Source organism: Flavobacterium sp., assembly GCF_036405015.1.
Lineage (GTDB): Bacteria > Bacteroidota > Bacteroidia > Flavobacteriales > Flavobacteriaceae > Flavobacterium.
Map to the genome: position 1 here is coordinate 13,505 of NZ_DASWYK010000160.1, position 22,366 is coordinate 35,870.

Here is a 22,366-nt window from a genome sequence, read left to right on the forward strand (position 1 = left end):
GGGGTTTTATTTTTGACTTCTAAAAAAACGAGTTTCAAAGATAGTAGTATTTCCTACATTATCAACAACTTCGACTTTTAAAAAGTTTTCACCCTCAACCAAATACTGCGCATCAAAAGTATGTGTAATTCTTCTGGCCTTATTTTCATATTCAAATAAAACCCAGCTTCCGTTCAAATAGCCATTATAAGATTTTATTCCTGATAAAGAATCACCAATTGTCAGATCGATTTTCTTTTGATCGCTAATCCATTTTCCTTCAATTGGTTTTGCAATTTTAATTACTGGTTTAATGGTATCCAAAACCAAACCATAAGCTCCTAATATTTTTGCTTTTGCCGTAAAAACATCTCCTTTTCTAATTGTTCCATTATGACTGGTTCCTTTTCCAATATAAAGTTTATCTCGTAAATTTTCAGGATAAGAATCGTCTTTTATCGTTATGGTGAAATTAGAATGAACTGGAACAGTATCATCATGAATAAAAACTTTGTTATTTCTGACATCAAAGTTCATATTAAAATCTTCATAGAAAGTTCCTGCAGGAAAGAAAACAGACATATTGTCTTTTTCGAAATTAGAATCTCTATTATATCTGATAAAATATTTAGAAGTTGCAGATGTAGCTTCAACAATTGGCGTTGCATCATCAAACTCAATCGGAACTGTAACTGATCTTAAATTTCCGAAATAATCCGAAACTTCGATTCTATAAGTTGAAGAAAGATTCGGTTCTGCCTTAACAATTCCGCGCACAGAATCTGTTTTAATAATACTTAAAGCGAAAGGCGTTTTCATAAAAAGCTTTTGCACGCGCTGACTTGTCTTTTTATATCTAGGATAATCGATAAACGCATTGATATAACGCATTTCATCAAAAGAATAGGTATTAAACTGATAGTTATAATTTTCATTTCCGTTTAAAAAAGTAGACACATTAAAAACTCCATTTTTGTTATATGAAACATCATCTGTATCTACAGCATTGATTCCGAAACCAATTCTTCCATTTGTCTTTACTTTTGAAGCTAAATACGTTCCATCTTTCTGCAGTGCCATATTCAGCAATAAAGGCTGTTTAGACTGATTTACCGTTGCATTATACAAAGGATACACATATAAACTTGATAAAGTTGGCTTTTTAGTATCTTTAATATTTTGGTCAAAGCCAAAGAAAATTGGATTAATTACAAATTCGGTTTTAGTATCGCGAATTTCAAAATGAAGATGCGGTCCTTCTGACGAACCTGTATTTCCAGAAAGTCCGATAATTTCACCTTTCGTCACCGGAAGCTCACCTGGTTTAGGAAACATTTCAATTTCATACGCTTTATCTTTGTAATGAGTCGCTTTTACATAATCTAAAATAGGACCAACTGGAGTTTGCAAATGTCCGTAAACAGAAGTATATCCATTTGGATGCGTTATGTAAATACACTTTCCATTTCCAAAAGTCGAAATTTTAATTCTTGAGACATATCCGTCAGCAATTGCATGTACGCTTAATCCTTCTCTTTGATTTGTTTTTAAATCAAAACCTGCATGAAAATGGTTGGGTCTTAACTCCCCGAAATTACCCGAAAGTTGCATCGGAATGTCAAGTGGCGGGCGAAAATAGTCTTTTGGATATTGCGTTTGGGCAAGTACAGAATTACAAATCAGAAGGGCAAGTAAATATAATCTCATAAACAACATTTTTGCTAAGATAAACAAAAATAAGGCAATAAAAGCAGGAAAAAACACACAAAAACACAATTAATTGAAATACATACATTTATCTATTTTAATGCAAAAAAATCGAGAAAAAATTGCATTAATAAAAAGGAATATTAACTTTGTAGGATTAAGTAATGAATAGGATGTATAATGAGTGTAATTGCAGAAATAATTGATACTCTTGAATATAAAGTCGAAAAACTTTTTGAAAAATCAAAAGGTTTGGAGAAAAACAATCAAGTATTACGATTAGAATTATCCAAAGCTGCGCAAATTATCCAGAAACAATCTGAAGAAATTGAAGCTTTGAAAAAGCAAAATGAAACACTTAAGATAGCCAATTCGTTGCTTGGCAGCGACAATAACAAGAGAGAGACAAAGCTTAAAATAAATTCATTAATTCGCGAAATCGATTACTGTATAGCGCAATTATCAGATTAGTAATATGGACGGAAAGCTTAAAATTAAAATATCAATTGCTGACCGTGTTTACCCGCTTACGGTTGAACCAGCTCAGGAAGAAGGACTTAGAAGTGCTTCTAAAAAAATTGATGCTATGATCAAGCAGTTCGAAGAAAATTACGCGGTTCGTGACAAACAAGATGTTCTGGCAATGTGTGCATTGCAATTTGCTTCGCAAGTAGAACAAAAACAGATTGATAACGCAATCGATGGAGAAGAGACTATCGAAAGAATTAAAAGATTAAACACGCTTTTAGATCAATATCTCGAAAATTAAACGTTCTTTACAAGAAACTAAGATACTGCCTACATTAGTTCACAATTGGTAAACTCAACACTAACAATTTAGAATGAGCAAATCGTCGCTACTATAGTATGCCCTCCTTTTGGCTGGGAAACTTGAACAGTGAGTTAGCTCAAAACTTGTCTTTACGAGTTTATTCAAGCAATTAATGTAGGCTTTTTTTATATATAAACCCTAACAAACATGGACATCATAACGATCATTATTGGTATTGTAGGTATTGCAGCAGGATTTGCAATAGCTAAAATTATCGAGAAAAGTAATATTTCAAACCTAATCAAAAATGCTAAAAAAGAAGCAGCTTCAATCTTAAAAGATGCTAATTTAGAAGCAGAAAATATTAAAAAAGATAAAATTCTTCAGGCAAAGGAGCGTTTTATTGAACTTAAATCTGAACACGAACAAGTTATTTTGGCAAGAGACAAAAAAGTTGCCGAAGTAGAAAAACGTGTACGTGATAAAGAATCTCAAGTTTCCAACGAACTTTCTAAAGCTAAAAAAGTAAACGAAGATTTTGAATCAAAAACTGCAGAGTACAATAATAAAATTGAGGTTCTAGACAAAAAACAAGCTGAAGTTGACAAACTTCACAAAAGTCAATTACAGCAATTAGAAGTAATTTCAGGACTTTCTGCTGAAGAAGCAAAAGAGCAATTAGTAGAAGGTTTAAAAGCTGAAGCTAAGACCAAAGCAATGTCTCACATTCAAGAGACTATTGAAGAAGCTAAATTAACTGCACAGCAAGAAGCTAAAAAAATTATCATCAATACTATTCAAAGAGTTGGAACTGAAGAAGCGGTTGAAAACTGCGTATCTGTTTTCAATATTGAGTCTGACGATGTAAAAGGACGTATCATTGGTCGTGAAGGACGTAACATTAGAGCTCTTGAAGCTGCAACTGGAGTTGAAATCATTGTTGACGACACACCAGAAGCTATCATTCTTTCTTGTTTTGATCCTGTACGTAGAGAAATCGCTCGTTTGTCTTTACACAAATTAGTGACTGACGGACGTATTCACCCAGCAAGAATCGAGGAAGTTGTTGCTAAAACTGCTAAACAAATCGACGACGAAATTATCGAGGTTGGAAAACGTACTGTAATCGACTTAGGAATTCACGGTTTACACCCTGAATTAATTAAAGTAGTCGGTAGAATGAAATACCGTTCTTCTTACGGACAAAACTTATTACAACACTCAAGAGAGGTTTCTAAATTGTGTGGTATCATGGCCGCAGAATTAGGATTAAACGTAAAACTAGCTAAAAGAGCCGGTTTACTACACGATATTGGTAAAGTGCCAGACACTGAAAGTGATTTACCACACGCACTTTTAGGTATGCAATGGGCAGAGAAATATGGTGAGAAAGACGAAGTTTGCAACGCTATTGGAGCACACCACGACGAGATTGAAATGAAATCATTATTATCTCCAATTGTTCAAGTTTGTGATGCGATTTCAGGAGCAAGACCGGGAGCAAGACGTCAAGTATTAGATTCTTACATCCAACGTTTGAAAGACCTTGAAGATGTAGCTTACGGATTCAGCGGTGTTAAAAATGCTTATGCAATTCAGGCTGGTAGAGAACTTCGTGTGATTGTTGAAAGCGAAAAAGTTTCAGATGATAATGCTGCAAATTTATCTTTCGAAATTTCACAAAAAATCCAAACAGAAATGACTTATCCTGGTCAAGTAAAAGTTACAGTTATCAGAGAAACAAGAGCTGTAAACATTGCTAAATAATCAAAGATTTATATAAAAAGAAAGGCTGTCAATTGACAGCCTTTCTTTTTATAACTATTTTAAAACTTTACATATCATTAAAAACGATTTTAAAGCTTGTCCCTACTCCTACTTCACTTTCCACCAAAACAGTTCCTTTCATGGCTTCTATTTGATTTCTTGTAATATACAAACCAATCCCTCGTGCTTCTTCGTGTTTATGAAACGTTTTATACATTCCAAACAATAAATCTCCGTACACTTTTAAATCGATTCCTAATCCGTTATCTGTAATCTTTAACGATTTAAATCCTTCTGGCTCTATTGCAAAATCAAAAACAATTACAGGATCTCTATCTGGATGCGCGTATTTAATTGCGTTTGTTGTAAAATTCAATAAAACGCTCTCCATATAAGCCGGATTAAAATTAATCGTCAAATACTTCGGAACGTTATTTATAATTGTAACCTTACGTTGCTTATCATAACCTTTAATTGTCGAAATGGTCTTTTCAATATATTCGCACAACATTAACGGAGCAACCGCAATATTAATATTACTCTGCGTTTTTACAATTTGCGTAAGATTAGAAATGGTTTCATTCAAATCATTTGAAACTGTTCGCAAATGCTCCAGCATCTCTTCAACTGTTTGTTTATTTACATCCGCATCAATAAAATCCAAAATTGATTTTATATTACCAGCTTGTGTATTTAAATTATGCGAAACGATATGCGAGAAATTTAACAAACGACTATTTTGATCGCTGTACAATTTCATCGTTTTTAAAAGTTCCAACTCTTTTTCCTTCTGTGCAGAAACATCTGTATGGGTCCCAATAACTCGCAAAGGTTTTCCGTTTTCGTCACGTTTAATCACTTTGCCACGATCTAGAATCCATTTATAATTTCCACTAGAAGTCATCACACGATGATAGTTCTCATAGTATGGAATCTTATTATCGAAATGTTCCTGAATATCCGAGTAATATTTTGGAAGATCATCTGGATGCACAATTTTGTCCCAACGCTCGGGATCGTCAAAAATATCAGTGGACTCTAATTCTAGAATTTTAAGAGACAAAGACGAATAAAAAACACTGTTTGTCACCATATCCCAATCCCAAATCCCAGCTGTTGAAGCATCGAGTGCAAACTGAAAACGTTCTTCGGATATCCGAAGCTTTTCTTCTTTATCTTTTAAATCGGTAATATCAGATACATGACCATAAAAAACGACCTTATCTTCTAAAGTCAACTCCGTTTTTGAAGCAATCTTAAACCAACGAATTCCTTTTTTAGGAAGAACAGCTCTAAACTCAATATCCCAAGGCGTAATCTCTTTACGTGCTTTAACTAAGGACTGAAAAAAATACTCCCGATCCTGCGGAACAATTCTATCGTAAATTATAAGCTTGATATTATTAGTAAAATCTGAAGCAGAAAGCTCAAATATCTCATCAGCAGACTTGCTTACAAGCGGAAACGAATAGTTATTATCGGGATCAATTGTAAACTGAAAAAGTAAGTCAGGCATTTCGGCCAACAATTTTTTATAAAAATTATTTACCTCCAAGCAATCGTCATTTCCATATAAATCAAAAATCATACACTACTTCTTTATGTAAATAAAATATTTCAGATTTTTTTCTTTAAAAAAGAGAGAAAAATCACAACTTATTCCATTATTGTTTTTATTACAACAATATTTTAACACAATATATAAATTTTTACAACAAAACAAACGCAACATTTAAAAAATTATTTCCTCGGATGAAAACTATGCATCACTTCTTTTAAGAAACTGCGATCCAAATGCACATAAATTTCTGTTGTTGTAATTGATTCGTGGCCTAACATTAATTGAATTGACCTTAAATCGGCACCATTTTCTAGTAAATGTGTGGCAAAAGAATGTCGTAGAGTATGGGGGCTTATACTTTTTTTTAGGTTTATTTTTTGAGCAAGATCTTTGATAATAGTAAAAATCATAGCTCTTGTTAATTGATTTCCTCTTCTATTAAGAAACAAGGTATCTTCTGCACCTTTTTTGATAGTCAGATTACTGCGGACAGCATTTTTATAAATGTCGATATATTTCTGAGTTAAAGATCCAATTGGAACGAATCTTTCCTTATTTCCTTTACCTGTAATTTTGATAAAACCTTCATCAAAATATAAATCTGAAATTTTAAGCGTAATTAGTTCCGAAACACGAAGTCCGCAACCGTATAAAGTTTCGAGCATTGCTCTATTTCTTTCTCCTTCATTGGTGCTCAAGTCTATCGCTTCAATTAAATTATCAATTTCCTGAAGCGATAAAGTATCTGGAAGTTTTCGACCTGTTTTTGGAGTTTCAATTAATTCTAACGGATTATCATTTCTGTAATCTTCAAAAACCAGATAATTAAAAAAGCTTTTTAGTCCTGAAATAATTCTTGCCTGCGATCTCGGGTTTACTTCTTTTGCAACAGTGTAAATAAACTGCTGTATCGTTTCATCAGAAATTTTTATTGGAGAAACATCTACTTGATTCATTTCTAAGAAAAGGCACAACCGTTCAATATCAAAGCCATAATTTTCGATCGTATTTTTAGACAAACCTCTTTCTATCCTCAAATACGACTGATAATCTTTAATATATCTGCTCCAATTCATAATTACAAAGTAAAACAATTTTAGAAATAAAAATGTCTTACACAACGAAATAAAAAAAACCTTTCTTAAAGGAGAAAAGGTTTTTACAATTATTAAATACTTTAATTTAATTTATATCCTAAAGTCAAAGAAAATAAGTTATTTTTTATTTTATAATTATCCTCTCCGACATGAAAATCTACAGCATTAGACAAACCTAAGTTATAACGAAGGTCTACCGAACAAACCTCCAGAAAATTACAGCCGATACCAAAATTCAAACCAACATCGATGGTTTTAACATGATCTGTAATATTAATACCGTTTTCTTCAGCCTTCATTAAAAAACCAACTTGCGGACCTGCCTGAACACTTAATCCTTGAACAACGAAATATTTTGCCAAAATAGGTAAACTCAAATAACGGAATTTAATGTCATTATTATATGCTATACCATCCCTTTCAAATTTATTTTTCACCCCATGAGTTGAGTAGAAAAGTTCTGGTTGAATAGCAAATTTTTCATCTGTTTTAATTTCTGAAAAAATTCCAACCTGATACCCTAATAAAGTTTCATTTTCATGGAAATCACTAGAACTATTTGGAAAATTAACACCTCCTTTAATTCCAAATCTCCCCCCAGTTCCTTGAGCATTTGCAAAGCCAAATACCATAACTACAAGAGCAGATAAAATAAGTTTCTTCATTTTTAATTTCTTTTTTTGCTTGGTTAAATTAATTGCCCAAATATAAAAATATACTTACCAAATACACATTTAATTTAAAAAAATCACATAAAAAAAACCTTCCAGATATCAGGAAGGTTTTACAAAATATACTGAACTATAAATTAGAATTTATAATTAAAACCAATATTTAAAGAAGAAAGTGTTGCATCATCAGATATTGCTTTATAAGAAGCAAACAGTTCAATTTTATCATTTTGATAACCAAATTTTGGCTGATACAAAACACCTCCATCTCCGCTTCCACTTCCTGCATAGATAGCATATCCTAAATCTGCACCAACAAATAAATTATCTGTTATAGAATATTGTGCTGTACCCGCAACCGGAATAAAACCAGCATTATCTCCTTTAATATCAACTGATGTCATACCGTTATAAAAGGTATACGTTTTTGCAAAATAAGTTGTATAACCTGTTGTTGCACCAACACTGAATTTATCAGTAACATTCCATAGATATGCCACGTCAACACCTAGATTAACTGAATAGGAATCTTTTAAATCACCTAGAACTACACCTGTGTGAGCTCCAACTTTAAAGTGTCCATCCTGTGCATTCGCGAAACCAAATGCCATAAATGCAATAGCAGATAAAAAAATTTTCTTCATTTTATTTGTTTTGGGTTAAATAATTTTCACCAAATATAAAAATATACTTATTAAATACAAGTATTTTATTTAACAAATAAAATAGTACTATTAGAAAAAATGAAATAAAAAAACCTTCCATTTCGAGGAAGGTCTTCTTAAATATTTATAAATCAAAAACTTAAAACTTGTAAGCTAAAGAAAGTGCTAAAACACTATTTTTTGGACTATCAAAATATTGATCAAAATCTTCTGCATTATAATCTGCGATGTTTGACACACCCACAGTGTAACGAAGATTTACAGAAAGGTTGTCTGTAAAATTGTATCCACCTCCGAAGTTAAAACCAAAATCTGTTGATTTGTATCCGTCTTTAGCATCTTCTCCATCAACTTTGGCAGAAACTAAGAATCCAATTTGAGGACCTGCTTCAACTGTCCATTGTTTAGTAATAAAAAATTTAGCTAAAACAGGAACGTTGATATAATTTAATTTTGCATCTACATTTAAGTCATCCAATTTTGCACCTTGCATTGAAAATAATACTTCGGGTTGAATTGCTAATCTTTCAATAACTTTAATTTCAGCAAAACCTCCAACATGAGCACCAACCAGAGATTTAGCATCCCAATAATTTCCTCCAGCAAAAGTAGTTAGGTTAAGACCTCCTTTTACTCCAAATCTTGTTTCCTGAGCATTTGTAAATGCAAAAGCCATAATTGCAATGGCTGATAAAATTATTTTTTTCATTCTAATTTGTTTTGGGTTAAATTAATTTTCATATCAAATATAAAAATATTCTTCATAAAAACTAATTTGGAATTTAACAAATAAAATAGTAATAAGTACACAAATTGTTAAATAGCGATTAATTCCTGATAAAACTTACCAAAACAGAAAAAAAAAAGCCTTTTCATTTCTGAAAAGGCTCTCAAAAAAATATTCACTATTTTCTTTTAGAAATGCAATGCAAATCCAATGTTGAATTGGAAAAAGCTTTTTCCATAATCTTCATTAGTAGTTATGTTATAGCGTAAACCTGGCTCAATTGAAACATTATTTCCAAGAAATAAAGCATATCCACCTTGAAGTCCAATAAAAGAAGGATTATGATCCACATCTTTTATACTTACCCCTGTATAAGAAGCTTCTAAGGGAAACTTGTTTAACAAATAATATTTAGCTCCAACTTTATAAGAGAACACATTAGAATCTCCATCATCTCCATATCCTAAACCTAACTTAACCGCTAAATTATCAGCCACAAAGTATCCACCTTCTGCTCCAACATTCCAATTTGTTTCACCATCTCTTGATGTCAAACCAAAAGATGTGTTTCCAGTTGCTGCACCAAAACCAGTATTAGCTTCAATTAACCATTTCCCTTTTGCTGTTTGTTCTTGCGCATTAGCAAAACCAAAAGCCATTACTGCAATAGCAGCTAAAACAATTTTTTTCATGTTTATATTTTTTTTAATTACTTAAGACAAAACTAGGATTAGACTTACAGAATAAAATGCTCCAAAAGTTTAAAAAGTATTAAAAAAAGACATATTTTTTTTACTAAAAAAGAGCCTGAAAATCAACACTATATTTGCAAAAATCATCGTTTAAGTACTCAAAAAATCATTTGTAGTGGGAATTTTATTAATTATTTAATCCAAAATATAATGCAATAAAATGCTAAATATGTAGTTTTGAACTTTAGAATAACATTTAAATACCAAAAATTTAAAAAAACATTTTTATGAAAAAAATAATTGTAGCCGCTGTTTTGTTCCTTGCAACATCAGCAACAATGAATGCCCAATTTGTACAAATCGGGGTTAAAGCCGGAGTTAACTTTGCTAATCAAACAGGAGGTTCTGACTTTGATGGAATTTCTGTCGATAAAGAAGGGATTACAAGTTACCACGCAGGTCTTGTAGCAGAACTTAAATTGTTAGAAAAATTCTCAATCCAACCAGAGCTTTTGTATACTACACAAGGAGCTACTTATAAAAATGCTATATCTGAATTTAAAAACGAAATGGGATACATTGCAATTCCTGTAATGGCAAAAATCTACATGACTAAATCTCTTAGTTTAGAACTTGGACCACAAGCATCTTTCCTTGTAAGCAATAAAAAAGAATTTGATGTTGCAGATCCAAAAACATTTGACTTCTCTCTTAATGCAGGTTTAGGATTAAAAGTTGTTGGAGGTCTTTTTGTTCAAGCTCGTTACGGAATTGGTTTGACAGAAATTTCTAAAGAAGCTGACTTCAAAAACTCTGTATTCCAACTTTCAGCTGGATACATGTTCTAAAAATATATCACATACTTTTACAAAAACCGCTCTATTAATTAGAGCGGTTTTTTTATTTTTACGCAGCTCAATGAGAATTGCAATTGCAATGACAAAAATCAATGACAATTATAATACTTCAATATAAACAATTTAAAACATGAAAATCTGCATTATCAACGGACCCAATTTGAATCTTTTAGGAAAAAGAGAACCGGAAGTTTACGGAAGCCAAACTTTTGAAGACTATTTTGAAACGTTGAAAGCAAAATTTCCAAATGTTGAACTTTCATATTATCAAAGTAATATTGAAGGCGAATTGATTGGAAAAATTCAGGAAGTTGGTTTTTCATTTGACGGAATTATTCTAAATGCTGGCGCTTATACTCATACCTCAATTGGTTTAGGTGATGCCATGAAAGCGGTTACAACTCCAGTTATTGAAGTTCATATTTCGAACACTTATGCACGTGAAAGTTTTAGACATCAATCGTATTTATCTGGAAATGCAAAAGGTGTAATTTTAGGTTTCGGACTTAAAAGTTATGAATTGGCTATTCAATCCTTTTTGTAAATAATTTATTTTTCTCGCAGATTGAGCAGATCTTACAATATTTCAAGAAAAAACCTGCTGAATCTGCGAGAAAAAAATACCTGCTTAACTTCTACCATTAGCATCAATCGCCAATATAACGCTCGAAAAGTCGCTCCACAATTTAACAAATTATTAATACCCTGAGATTCAAGTTATTCTATTTTTGTAAGATAAACCACTTACATGAGAAACTTTACATTATTTGCCTTTTTACTTTTTTCAATATCCAATTTCGCCCAAATCAAAGGAACTGTAACTGATGAAAAAGGAACTCCTTTACCGTTTGTTTCCATTTTTGAAGAAGGAACTTACAGAGGAACCACTTCTAACGAGCAAGGACAATACCAACTTCAGGTAAAGGAAATTGGTTCTAACCGAATTGTGTTTCAGTATTTAGGTTTTAAAACCCAAAAAATTACGGTTTCTCCAGATTCCAAGGTCATAACTTTAGATGTAAAACTACAAGAAGAGAGTTTTGCATTAAACGAAGTGGTTATTGATCCTAAAAATAATCCTGCGAATGCCATCATCAAAAATGCCATTGCAAAAAAAAAGGAAAACTCAGACAGAACACAAAGATATACTGCCGATTTTTATTCTAAAGGAATGTTTAAAGTCAAAGATCTTCCTAAAAAAATCCTTGGTCAAAAAGTAGATCTTGGTCCAGATATGGCTGCTAATTTAGATTCTACCGGATCTGGAATTTTATATTTATCAGAAACCGTTTCGAAGATTACTTTTGAAAAACCTTTCAAACTAAAAGAGAAAATCATTGCTTCTAAAATCTCCGGAAACAATAGAGGTTATAGTTATAATACTGCTGCATTATCGACTTATGATTTTTATGACAACACTTTAGATTTTGATGTCAAAATGATTTCTCCGATTGCTGACAATGCTTTCAATTATTACAAATATAAACTCGAAGGCACTTTTTATGATGATAATAACAAACAGATTTACAAAATAAAGATCATTCCAAAAAGAGATAAAGAACCCGTTTTTGAAGGTTATATTTATATAGTAGATGATAGTTTTGCCATTTATGCAATTGATTTAGATTTAAAAGGTTATCGAATGAAAAATGAATTTACTGAGACAATGTCTTTGACACAAAGTTTTAGTTACAATTCAAAAAATAAAATATGGTCTAAAAATGCGCAGACTCTTTCTTTTACGGCAGGTGTTTTTGGAATAAAATTCTCTGGACAATTCAATTACGTATATTCTAATTATGAGTTTCCTTCTTCTTTTGAAAAGAAAACTTTTGGAAATGAAATTGTTTCTTTTGAAGCTAATGCAAACAAAAAAGATAATGCTTTCTGGAATGAAATCCGTCCGATTCCGTTGACAATTGAAGAAAGTAACGATTATGTCAAAAAAGACAGTCTTTTAACCATTAGAACATCCAAAAAGTATACAGATTCTATAGATGCCAAAAACAATAAATTTAAAGTTTGGGATATTTTAATGGGATATGATTATAAAAATACTTTCAAAAAATACTCTTTCAATTATCAGGGTTTATTGAATATTTCTTCTCTAAGTTTTAATACCGTTCAGGGCTTTAATCTAGATTCGGGTTTTTCATTTAAAAAAGAGAATGAAGAAGAAGGAAAAACAACTACAATTGGAACAACTTTCAACTACGGTTTTTCAGACGAACGTTTTAGAGCAACGGGATATTTTAGTCATAAATTCAACAATATAAATTACGCCACAATTGGAGTTTCTGGTGGAACGAAAGTAGCACAGTTCAATAGTGCAGAACCGATTACGAAATTGGTGAACTCTGTAAGTTCTTTATTTTTTAAAGACAATTACATGAAATTGTACAACTTAGAATATGCACAGGTAAACTATTCGCAAAACGTTTTAAATGGCGTCAACTTATTTGCAAAAGTAGCTTATGAACAGAGAAAACCTCTTTTTAACACCACAGACTATTCTTTCTTTAAAAGAGATGATTTGTATTCTTCTAACAATCCATTAGATCCAAATAACTTTACTACTGCCCCATTTGACCAACATCATTTGTTTAAAGCTGGTATAAATGCCCGTATTGATTTCGGAAATAAATACATTTCGAGACCAGACGGAAGATATAATTTCAAAGATGATAGATATCCAACTGTAACATTAGGTTTCGAAAAAGCTTTTGGCGGAAGTGAAAAGAAATACGAATTTGAAAGAATTGGTGCAGCAGTACAATATGATTTAAATTTAAACAATAAAGGAATTTTAGGCATGAATTTCAGAGCTGGAAAATTCTTTAATGCCGAAAATATTGCTTTTATTGATTACAGACATTTCAACGGAAATCAAACTCATATTGGCACGACAGGACGTTATCTTAATGTGTTTAATTTAATGCCTTATTACGCCAACAGCACAAATGACAGTTACTTTGAAATGCATTTGGAACACAATGACAAGGGATATGTTACGAATAAAATTCCGCTTTTGAATCTTTTAAAATCGACTATGAATATTGGTTTTCATTCGCTGGCTATTCCTGACCGAAAACCTTATACAGAGCTTACAGTTGGTTTAGACAATCTAGGTTTTGGAAAATTTAAATTATTTAGAATTGATTACATCCATTCTTACCAAGGAGGTATTCAGCAAAACGGCGTTGTATTTGGATTAAAAATTTTGAATGCGTTGGATTAAGCCACAAAGCAACAAAGGGACAAAGTTAAAATGCAGTTTAGAAACTTTGTCCCTTTAAGCCTTTACAACTTTGAACCTCTCAATGATAATCATCTGGTTCAATATGAATCAGGACATTTCCTAACTGCGGAATTTGCTCCTTTAGTGTATCTTGTAATTTATGAGATAAATCGTGACCTTCTTTTACAGAAATTTTAGCCGACACAATTGCATGTAAATCTACATGATAACGCATTCCTGCTTTACGAATAAAACATTTTTCTGTACCTAAAATTCCAGGAACCGTAAGAGCTACCACTCGAATTTCTTCTACTAAATCATCATTAAGATTTTCATCCATGATTTCACCTAATGCTGGTCTAAAAATCTTATAACTGTTATACAAAATAAAGAAAGCCGCAAAAAGTGCTGCCCAATCATCTGCAGATTCATAACCTTTACCCATAATCAGGGCAATCGAAATTCCGATAAATGCCGCTACAGAAGTTATAGCATCACTTCTATGGTGCCAGGCATCTGCAGCCAAAGATGTACTGTTGGTTTGTCGACTTCTTTTCATCACTAAACGAAATGAATACTCTTTCCAGATAATAATAGCTCCAAGAACATATAATGTCCAAGATTTAGGCAAATCGTGTGAAGTTCCAATATTAGAGATACTTTCATATCCGATAATAGTTGCAGAAGTAATTAAAAAACCAACTACTAAAAAGGTAATTAAAGGTTCTGCACGACCATGACCGTAAGGATGATTTTCATCTGCAGGTTTATTCGAATATTTGATTCCAAACAGAACCAAAAATGACGAAAATATATCTGTAGTCGACTCAATAGCATCTGCAATCAAGGCGTATGAATTGCCAAAAAAACCTGCTAAGCCTTTTACAAGGGCTAAGCAGGTGTTTCCAGCTATACTAAAGTATGTAGCTTTTATAGCTTTTTGTTCGTTTGTCATTTATGACTATTTTTTTTCGCCACGAATTCACGAATTTAAATCTGCAAAGATTATCAAAATAATTCTTGAATTGCTTCGCCCGTTCGCTATCGCTCGGATCGTGGCTAATAACTTTATGCTCTAACAATTTTAGCACCAATTGCTCTTAAGCGCTCATCGATACGCTCGTATCCACGGTCGATTTGCTCAATATTCTGGATTGTACTTGTTCCTTTTGCAGAAAGCGCAGCAATTAACAATGAGATTCCCGCACGAATATCTGGAGATGACATTGTAGTTGCTTTTAATTGAGATTCGAAATTATGTCCCATAACCACAGCTCTGTGCGGATCACATAACATGATTTTTGCTCCCATATCGATTAATTTATCCACGAAGAACAAACGGCTTTCGAACATTTTTTGGTGAATTAAAACATCTCCTTTTGCTTGTGTTGCCACAACCAAAACGATACTTAACAAGTCAGGCGTAAATCCTGGCCATGGTGCATCGGCAATGGTTAAGATAGAACCGTCAATATCTGTTTTTACTTCATATCCATCTTTGTGAGCTGGAATGTAAATATCGTCATTACGTTTTTCGATTGTAATACCTAGTTTTCTGAAAGTATTCGGAATTAATCCTAAATTTTCCCAGCTAACATTTTTGATTGTGATTTCGCTTTTTGTCATAGCCGCAAGACCAATCCAAGAACCGATTTCGATCATATCTGGTAAAATTCTGTGTTCGCATCCTCCAAGGCTTTCAACACCTTCAATAGTCAATAAGTTAGAACCAACTCCAGTGATTTTTGCTCCCATAGAGTTCAACATTTTACATAACTGTTGTAAGTAAGGCTCACAAGCAGCGTTGTAAACTGTAGTTGTTCCTTTTGCTAAAACAGCAGCCATTACAATGTTTGCAGTTCCAGTTACAGAAGCTTCATCTAAAAGCATATCTGTTCCTTGAAGTCCTTCTTTTGGAGATTCTACTCCATAAAAGTGATCTTCTCTATTATATCTGAATTTTGCTCCAAGGTTGATAAAACCTTCAAAGTGTGTATCTAATCTACGACGACCAATTTTATCTCCTCCTGGTTTTGGAATATATCCTTTTCCATAACGAGCCAAAAGCGGACCAACAATCATAATAGAACCACGAAGCGCTCCACCTTCTTTTTTGAAAGCTTCTGTTTCTAAATAACCAACATTAACCTCATCGGCCTGAAAAGTTATTGAACCCGGTTCGTTACGTTGAATTTTAACCCCTAAATTACCCAACAAAGTGATTAATTTATTGATGTCTATAATATCAGGAATGTTATTAATTTTTACTTTCTCTCCTGTCAGCAGCACGGCACATAAAATTTGTAATGCCTCGTTTTTTGCTCCTTGCGGAGTGATTTCTCCTTTTAAAGGAGTTCCTCCTTCGATTTTAAAAATTCCCATAGATCTTTGTTAAGGTTCTGAGGTTCTGAGATTCTGAGGTTCTAAGCTAAAAATCTTAGCATCTTAGCCCCTAGCATCTTAGCGCCTTTTTATTTCTGATTATTATTTTTTTGAAACGTCTTTTTCTGACCGCCTTTATTATTATTGTTTTTGTTGTTTTGATTTTTTGGCTGTGCACCAGAAGCTGTTTTATTAGACATACGCTTGTTGGTACGCATCAAATCTGTCGTATTTAACAGTTCTTCTGTACTTTGCAGTAAATTGATTTTACCACCAGACAGTTCATATAAATGTTCAAAAATCACATCATCTTTCACGGTGTCTTTGTTCCAACTTAAGAAAGATTTTTTCATGTGGTTGGCAATCACCATTACCAATGCATTTTTCATTTCGCCATCTTCCCATTTATTGGCAACATCAATCATGTATTTGATATTGTTTCCATAAAATCTGTATTTTGGGAAATTCTGCGGATATTGTAAAGTTTCAGGCTTTAACTGCAGAACATCTCTTGACGGAATCGGATATGGTGATTCTACATTCAGTTTAAAATCAGACATGATAAAAAGCTGATCCCAAAGTTTGTGCTGAAAATCTGGAACATCTCTCAAATGCGGATTCAAGCTTCCCATAACCTGAATGATATATTTCGCTGCTTTATTGCGCGTTTCATCATCTTCTATAGCGGTTGCCTGATCAATCAATTTTTGCAAATGACGACCATATTCTGGAATAATTAAGCGTTGTCTTTCAGAATTGTATTCCAAATTATAGACAACATCGCTTGCGGCTTCTCTTTTATATTTTTCGATCATAAGTTATAATGAAACTATACCTTCTATTGTAGAAACTTCTTTATATTTACTAATCACATCATCTGAACTGTGCATAGTAACATCTACAGAAACACTGGTAAATTTACCTGTTTTAGATTTTGTTGTTTTAATAACCGCTCCCATTCGATCAAAAGCTTTTTCTACGCGCTCTACATTATCTGCTACAGAAGGCACAATGAATTTGTATAAATATTCTGCTGGCCAAGTATTTGCATTATCAAGCTCTAATTTCAATCTTTCGTAAAATTCGGCTGTATTTTTTTCTTTATCGTTCTCCATTCGTAATTAAAAATAAACGCAAATATACGTTTTTGATTTCAGATTTTTTAGATTTTTTCTTTCGAAAAAAGCTTCAAAGTTACAAAGCTACAAAGGTGCAGAGAAAAAAGCTTTACAAGATTATTTCATTGTAAAATTTCAGCTTATATTTGAGGAAATAATCTACCGAAATCTCTCGCAAAGTCTCCAAGATGCAAAGCTTTTATGCTATATCTGCTAAAAAAAAACAATCCTTTTTGCAAAAACAAAACTTTGCGTCTTGGAGACTTTACGATATTAAAAACACAACAGAATGAAAAAACTCCTTTTACTTTTTATCGCATTTTCATTAAACTTACTTCAGGCACAAGAAGTCAAAACCTTAACTTATTTTCAAAATGACACTTTAAAACTGGATTTAGATTTATATCTGCCAAAGAAAAAAGCTGGCGAAAAAGTTCCGTTAATACTATTTGCTTTTGGTGGAGGATTTTCGGGCGGAGAACGCACAAGCGAAAAAGACTTCGGAAAATTCATGTCACAAAATGGCTATGCTGTCGCTAGTATTTCATACAGTTTATATATGAAAGGAAAAGATTTTGGTTGTAAAGGAACTTTAACAGAAAAAATTAAAGCGATTCAAATTGGAGTGAGCGATATGTGGCAAGCAACTGCTTTCATGATTGAAAATGCCGACAAATACAATCTCGATGCTTCAAAATTTTTTATTTCTGGAATTAGCGCTGGAGCAGAAATTGGCTTTCACGCTTCTTTTTGGGATTATAAATTAATGAATTTATACAAAAGTAATCTTCCAGAAAACTTCAAATACAAAGGTTTCATTGGAGGTTCAGGAGCGATCCAGGATATTAATTTAATCACAAAAGAAAAAGCAATTCCGATGTTATTAGCTCATGGAAATAATGACGACACTGTGCCATACGCTGCAGGTTCACACCGTTCTTGCCCAACAAATGCTTCTGGTTGGCTAATTCTTTTCGGTTCTTATGCTGTTTACAATCAAATGCAAGATTTACACAAAGACATCGAATTGATTACTTTCTGTGGAGGCGGACATGAATTTTCAGGCTATCTTTTCCATCAAGGACAACAATATGTTTTGGATTTTGTGAATGATGTTTTGAAAGGAAAAAAATTTGAATCGCATTTGATTGTTCCTTCTAATAAAAAAGGAAAGGACTCTGGGAAGTATTTGTTTTGCGAGTAATTTTTTTTGGCTAAAGCCGAAATTCTAAATCTCCAAAAAAAAGGTTGGTTAAAACCAACGGCAATTCAAACAAACTATAAAAAAACAATTTCCATTTTAAAAATTGTTCCAGCGGAGCAAAATATTTATAGCAAAATTCAATTTACCCAATCAAAAGCTCCAGCGGATCGACATTTAAACTATTAAAATTATGTCGCTCCGCTGGAGCTTTATATTTATTGCGTATATTTTTCTATAAATATCTCGTCCCTCTGGGACTTTAAAACTGGAACCTTTGTTTATTAAAATATCAAATCTTTTGTTTCTGATAAATATTCTTTTTAATTATAAATAAGTTTAGGTAAATTTGCGCTTTATTTTTAGAATAGTGCAAAAAGAAATTATAGTCTTACTTGGCGGACCCGGTACTGGAAAATCAACACTTATTAACGAATTGGTAGCTCGTGGCTTTTGTTGCTATCCTGAAATTTCCAGACAGGTGACCATGAAAGCGCAAGAAGAAGGTATTGAACAATTGTTTTTAGAACAACCACTTTTGTTTAGCGAAATGCTTTTGGAAGGTCGTATCGAACAATACAAAAATGCTCTTAAAGAACCTGACCAAGTCGTTTTTATTGACCGAGGAATTCCTGATGTTGTAGCTTATATGGATTATATTGGTGATGAATATCCAGAAAGTTTTGTTCAAGCTTGCGAAGATTATAAATATTCTAAAACTTTTATTCTACCGCCATGGGAAGAAATTTACCAAAGTGATGCAGAGCGTTACGAAAATTTTGAACAGGCAGTTAAAATTCAGGAACATCTTATTGAAACCTATAAAAAATATGGTTACGAACTGATCGAAGTTCCAAAAGATACGGTTGAGAACAGAATTCTTTATATCTTAGACAAAATTTAGTAAAAGGTTTTAAAGTTGCAAAACTAGAAGCTGCTTTCTAAATTTTTAACTTTAAAACTCACGCAATGCTCGGAGCGCAGGATATTCTTCTAAAATACTGGAAACACGACAGTTTTAGACCGTTGCAAAAAGAAATTATCGATTCTGTTTTAGAAGGACAGGATACTTTTGCAGTACTTCCGACAGGCGGAGGAAAATCGATTTGTTTTCAGGTTCCTGCCATGATGCAGGAAGGTATTTGTCTAGTAATTTCTCCCCTTATTGCCTTGATGAAAGATCAGGTAATGAATCTTCAAAAGAGAGACATTAAAGCAATTGCTCTTACTGGTGGAATTCACACCGAAGAAATTATTGATCTTTTAGACAATTGCCAATATGGTAATTATAAATTCCTTTATCTTTCTCCAGAACGTTTACAATCGGATTGGATTCTGGAACGAATCAAAAATCTTCCTATCAATTTAATTGCTATTGACGAGGCGCATTGTGTTTCGCAGTGGGGACACGACTTTAGACCGGCTTATCTTAAAATTTCGGAGTTAAAGAAATTCTTTCCTAAAATTCCGTTTTTGGCTTTAACCGCAACCGCAACTCCGAGAGTCATTGAAGACATTAGAACGCAATTAGAATTAAAAAATCCGAGACATTTTCAACAGTCTTTTGAGCGTAAAAATATTGCTTACATGGTTTTTGAAGTGGAAGACAAACTTTACAGAACCGAACAAATTCTTAAAAAAAATCCGCAACCTTCTATTATATACGTCCGAAATCGCAAATCTTGCCTAAACATGTCTTCGCAATTACAATCCTTAGGATTTACAGCGACATACTATCATGGCGGACTTTCGGCAAAAGAAAAAGACAAGAACATGCAGTTGTGGATGTCACAGCAAGCACAGGTTATTGTAGCAACAAATGCTTTCGGAATGGGAATTGACAAAGACAATGTTAAAACCGTTATTCATACGCAGCTTCCTGAAAATTTAGAAAATTATTACCAAGAATCTGGACGAGCTGGACGAAATGGCGCAAAAGCTTTTTCGGTTCTGCTTTATAATAATTCCGATATGATTCAGACCGAACAGCAGTTTTTAAATATTCTTCCCGATAAGAAGTTTTTAAAAACGATGTATGTAAAACTCTGTAATTATTTTCAGATTGCTTATGGCGAAGGTTTAGACGAATCATTTTCGTTTAAAATGAATCATTTTTGTAATAAATACGACTTCCCTACTGTAAAAACTTATAATGCTTTACAGTTTCTGAACCAGCAGGGAATTATTACGATGTCTCAGGAATTCTCAGAAAAAATTAATATTCAGTTTTTGATTGAGTCCAAAGAAGTGATTCGCTACATGAGTTTAAATCCAAATGACGAAGAAATCATTCTGGCTATTCTAAGAACTTATCCTGGCGTTTATGAAGTTAAATCCAATTTAAATCTCGGTTTAATTGCCAAAAAATCTAATCATTCTGAAGAACAAGTTATCGCTCTTTTAGAAAAATTAAAAGAAAAAGAAATCATTGAATATAAATCTAAAAACAACGACGCTACTATTTTATTTAATGAAGTCCGAGAAGACGATCATACCATAAACAGGGTTTCGAAGTATTTAGAAAAACAAAATCTAGTTAAAAAAGAACAGCTTTTATCTGTCCTTCATTATATAAAAGACAATAAAACCTGCAAAAACAGATTGGTTCTGGATTATTTTGGAGAAGAAACCAACGAAAACTGTGGCATTTGCTCTTATTGCATTACCCAAAAAGGAAAAATTACTGAAGCCGATTCCATTGCTGACAAGATTTTATCTTTACTAAAAACAACTTCTTTAAGTTCAAGAGAAATTGAAAACCAGATCAACATGGATACCAAAGACATTGTTTCGGTTCTTCAAGAATTACTCGAAAACAATCATATTATCATACAAGCGAATAATAAATACACTTTAAAATCATAATGAAGAAATTGAAAATTATATTTATGGGAACACCAGAATTTGCTGTAGGCATTCTGGATACCATTATCAAAAACAACTACGAAGTTGTCGGCGTAATTACTGCTGCAGACAAACCAGCAGGTCGCGGACAAAAAATAAAATATTCGGCAGTTAAAGAATATGCACTTGCCAACAATCTTAATTTATTACAACCTACGAATTTAAAAGACGAGAATTTCCTTGCCGAACTAAAAGCTTTAAATGCCAATTTACAAATCGTAGTCGCTTTTAGAATGTTACCAAAAGTAGTTTGGGAAATGCCAGAATTAGGAACTTTTAATCTTCACGCTTCTTTATTACCCAATTATCGTGGTGCTGCACCAATTAACTGGGCAATCATTAACGGAGAAACTAAAACCGGCGTTACGACTTTCTTTATTGACGACAAAATTGATACTGGAGCTATGATTTTGAATTCTGAAATTGCTATCGAACCAGAAGAAACTGCGGGACAATTACACGATCGATTAATGAATTTAGGAAGCACAACGGTAATTGACACCTTAAAAGTGATTGAAAACGGAAATGTTACAACAACAATTCAGGAAGATAATGACGATATTAAAACAGCCTATAAATTAAACAAAGAAAACTGCAAAATTGACTGGACAAAATCGGGCGCAGAAATCAACAATCTGATTCGAGGTTTGAGTCCATATCCTGCATCTTGGTGTTTTTTGAAAGATCAAGCAGAAGAATTGAACATCAAAATATATGAGTCAAAACTAATTTTAGAGCAACATTCTTATGAGGTCGGAAAACTCATTAGTAATAAAAAAGAAATCAAGATTGCAATAAAAGATGGTTTTATTCAGTTATTAAGTCTACAATTTCCAGGAAAAAAGAGAATGCTTGCCTCAGAATTATTAAATGGAGTAAGTTTTTCAGACGCTGCAAAAGTCTATTAACATCAGTAAAACAGGGGTTTGTACCTAATTTTCATCGATGAACAACATTCTTTATGAACAAAAAAAGCAAGTTATCAACAATTTTTGCTAAAATTAAAGAAAAGACTTGCACGCAACGGA

Annotated in this window: 21 protein-coding genes; 10 read left to right on the forward strand and 11 right to left on the reverse strand. The window is 32.7% G+C overall.

Translation table 11 applies throughout. The annotated features are described in order from the left end of the window. Nucleotides 1-6: 6 nt before the first annotated feature. A complete protein-coding gene (locus tag VGE71_RS12655) occupies nucleotides 7-1,686 on the reverse strand; it encodes a M23 family metallopeptidase (RefSeq protein ID WP_331138658.1) in 1,680 nt (559 codons plus the stop codon). A 180-nt stretch (nucleotides 1,687-1,866) separates the two neighbouring features. Here VGE71_RS12655 and VGE71_RS12660 point away from each other — a divergent pair, with 180 nt between their 5' ends. From VGE71_RS12660 to rny, 3 genes are all read left to right on the forward strand, one after another. Next, nucleotides 1,867-2,157 carry a hypothetical protein gene (locus VGE71_RS12660; protein WP_144218050.1) on the forward strand — a complete coding sequence of 97 codons (291 nt, stop codon included), beginning with the start codon at nucleotides 1,867-1,869 and terminating at the stop codon, nucleotides 2,155-2,157. A gap of 4 nt (nucleotides 2,158-2,161) precedes the next feature. Then, nucleotides 2,162-2,455, forward strand: a complete 294-nt coding sequence (locus VGE71_RS12665) for a cell division protein ZapA (RefSeq protein WP_091497311.1) — start codon at nucleotides 2,162-2,164, stop codon at nucleotides 2,453-2,455. Nucleotides 2,456-2,665: 210 nt separating this feature from the next. Continuing rightward, a complete protein-coding gene (gene rny / locus VGE71_RS12670) occupies nucleotides 2,666-4,225 on the forward strand; it encodes a ribonuclease Y (RefSeq protein ID WP_331138659.1) in 1,560 nt (519 codons plus the stop codon). A gap of 67 nt (nucleotides 4,226-4,292) precedes the next feature. Here rny and VGE71_RS12675 read toward each other — a convergent pair whose 3' ends face one another. From VGE71_RS12675 to VGE71_RS12700, 6 genes are all read right to left on the reverse strand, one after another. Continuing rightward, nucleotides 4,293-5,813 (reverse strand): sensor histidine kinase, encoded by a 1,521-nt coding sequence (locus VGE71_RS12675; protein ID WP_331138660.1) that lies wholly within the window; start codon nucleotides 5,811-5,813, stop codon nucleotides 4,293-4,295. A 152-nt stretch (nucleotides 5,814-5,965) separates the two neighbouring features. Continuing rightward, nucleotides 5,966-6,862: a site-specific tyrosine recombinase XerD gene (gene xerD, locus VGE71_RS12680; protein ID WP_331138661.1), complete on the reverse strand. Its 897-nt coding sequence runs from the start codon at nucleotides 6,860-6,862 to the stop codon at nucleotides 5,966-5,968. Nucleotides 6,863-6,963: 101 nt separating this feature from the next. Next, nucleotides 6,964-7,548: a porin family protein gene (locus VGE71_RS12685; protein WP_331138662.1), complete on the reverse strand. Its 585-nt coding sequence runs from the start codon at nucleotides 7,546-7,548 to the stop codon at nucleotides 6,964-6,966. A 143-nt stretch (nucleotides 7,549-7,691) separates the two neighbouring features. After that, nucleotides 7,692-8,198, reverse strand: a complete 507-nt coding sequence (locus VGE71_RS12690; RefSeq protein WP_331138663.1) for a hypothetical protein — start codon at nucleotides 8,196-8,198, stop codon at nucleotides 7,692-7,694. Between the two features lie 160 nt (nucleotides 8,199-8,358). Continuing rightward, complete coding sequence (locus tag VGE71_RS12695) at nucleotides 8,359-8,928, reverse strand: porin family protein (protein ID WP_144218038.1); 570 nt, start codon at nucleotides 8,926-8,928, stop codon at nucleotides 8,359-8,361. 206 nt (nucleotides 8,929-9,134) lie between these two features. Then, nucleotides 9,135-9,638, reverse strand: a complete 504-nt coding sequence (locus VGE71_RS12700) for a hypothetical protein (RefSeq protein WP_331138664.1) — start codon at nucleotides 9,636-9,638, stop codon at nucleotides 9,135-9,137. A 287-nt stretch (nucleotides 9,639-9,925) separates the two neighbouring features. Between VGE71_RS12700 and VGE71_RS12705 the strand changes: the two genes are divergently transcribed. The 3 genes from VGE71_RS12705 (at nucleotide 9,926) to VGE71_RS12715 (ending at nucleotide 13,733) form a co-directional block, all read left to right on the forward strand. Continuing rightward, a complete protein-coding gene (locus VGE71_RS12705; protein WP_331138665.1) occupies nucleotides 9,926-10,486 on the forward strand; it encodes a porin family protein in 561 nt (186 codons plus the stop codon). A gap of 139 nt (nucleotides 10,487-10,625) precedes the next feature. Continuing rightward, the gene (gene aroQ, locus VGE71_RS12710) at nucleotides 10,626-11,039 is read left to right on the forward strand and encodes a type II 3-dehydroquinate dehydratase (RefSeq protein ID WP_331138666.1); all 414 of its coding nucleotides are present in this window, start codon (nucleotides 10,626-10,628) and stop codon (nucleotides 11,037-11,039) included. Nucleotides 11,040-11,243: 204 nt separating this feature from the next. Further along, nucleotides 11,244-13,733, forward strand: a complete 2,490-nt coding sequence (locus VGE71_RS12715; RefSeq protein ID WP_331138667.1) for a DUF5686 and carboxypeptidase regulatory-like domain-containing protein — start codon at nucleotides 11,244-11,246, stop codon at nucleotides 13,731-13,733. 79 nt (nucleotides 13,734-13,812) lie between these two features. Here the strand turns inward: VGE71_RS12715 and VGE71_RS12720 are convergent, their stop codons facing one another. The 4 genes from VGE71_RS12720 to VGE71_RS12735 form a co-directional block, all read right to left on the reverse strand. Further along, nucleotides 13,813-14,688, reverse strand: a complete 876-nt coding sequence (locus VGE71_RS12720) for a cation diffusion facilitator family transporter (RefSeq protein WP_331138668.1) — start codon at nucleotides 14,686-14,688, stop codon at nucleotides 13,813-13,815. A 113-nt stretch (nucleotides 14,689-14,801) separates the two neighbouring features. Continuing rightward, on the reverse strand, nucleotides 14,802-16,115 hold the full coding sequence (gene murA / locus VGE71_RS12725) for a UDP-N-acetylglucosamine 1-carboxyvinyltransferase (protein WP_331138669.1): 1,314 nt from the start codon (nucleotides 16,113-16,115) through the stop codon (nucleotides 14,802-14,804). 89 nt (nucleotides 16,116-16,204) lie between these two features. Next, a complete protein-coding gene (locus VGE71_RS12730; RefSeq protein ID WP_331138670.1) occupies nucleotides 16,205-16,930 on the reverse strand; it encodes a DUF4290 domain-containing protein in 726 nt (241 codons plus the stop codon). 3 nt (nucleotides 16,931-16,933) lie between these two features. After that, nucleotides 16,934-17,230: a DUF493 family protein gene (locus VGE71_RS12735; protein ID WP_035649758.1), complete on the reverse strand. Its 297-nt coding sequence runs from the start codon at nucleotides 17,228-17,230 to the stop codon at nucleotides 16,934-16,936. A 292-nt stretch (nucleotides 17,231-17,522) separates the two neighbouring features. Between VGE71_RS12735 and VGE71_RS12740 the strand changes: the two genes are divergently transcribed. The 4 genes from VGE71_RS12740 to fmt all read left to right on the forward strand — a co-directional run bounded on the left by VGE71_RS12740 (nucleotide 17,523) and on the right by fmt (nucleotide 22,246). Then, on the forward strand, nucleotides 17,523-18,437 hold the full coding sequence (locus VGE71_RS12740; RefSeq protein WP_331138671.1) for an alpha/beta hydrolase: 915 nt from the start codon (nucleotides 17,523-17,525) through the stop codon (nucleotides 18,435-18,437). A gap of 367 nt (nucleotides 18,438-18,804) precedes the next feature. After that, entirely contained in the window at nucleotides 18,805-19,338 is a 534-nt protein-coding gene (locus tag VGE71_RS12745; protein ID WP_331138672.1) for an ATP-binding protein, read from the forward strand. Nucleotides 19,339-19,403: 65 nt separating this feature from the next. Continuing rightward, nucleotides 19,404-21,299 (forward strand): ATP-dependent DNA helicase RecQ, encoded by a 1,896-nt coding sequence (locus VGE71_RS12750; RefSeq protein ID WP_331138673.1) that lies wholly within the window; start codon nucleotides 19,404-19,406, stop codon nucleotides 21,297-21,299. Next, a complete protein-coding gene (gene fmt, locus VGE71_RS12755) occupies nucleotides 21,299-22,246 on the forward strand; it encodes a methionyl-tRNA formyltransferase (protein WP_331138674.1) in 948 nt (315 codons plus the stop codon). Before VGE71_RS12750 ends, fmt begins: the two co-directional genes overlap by 1 nt. The last annotated feature ends 120 nt before the right edge of the window (nucleotides 22,247-22,366 follow it).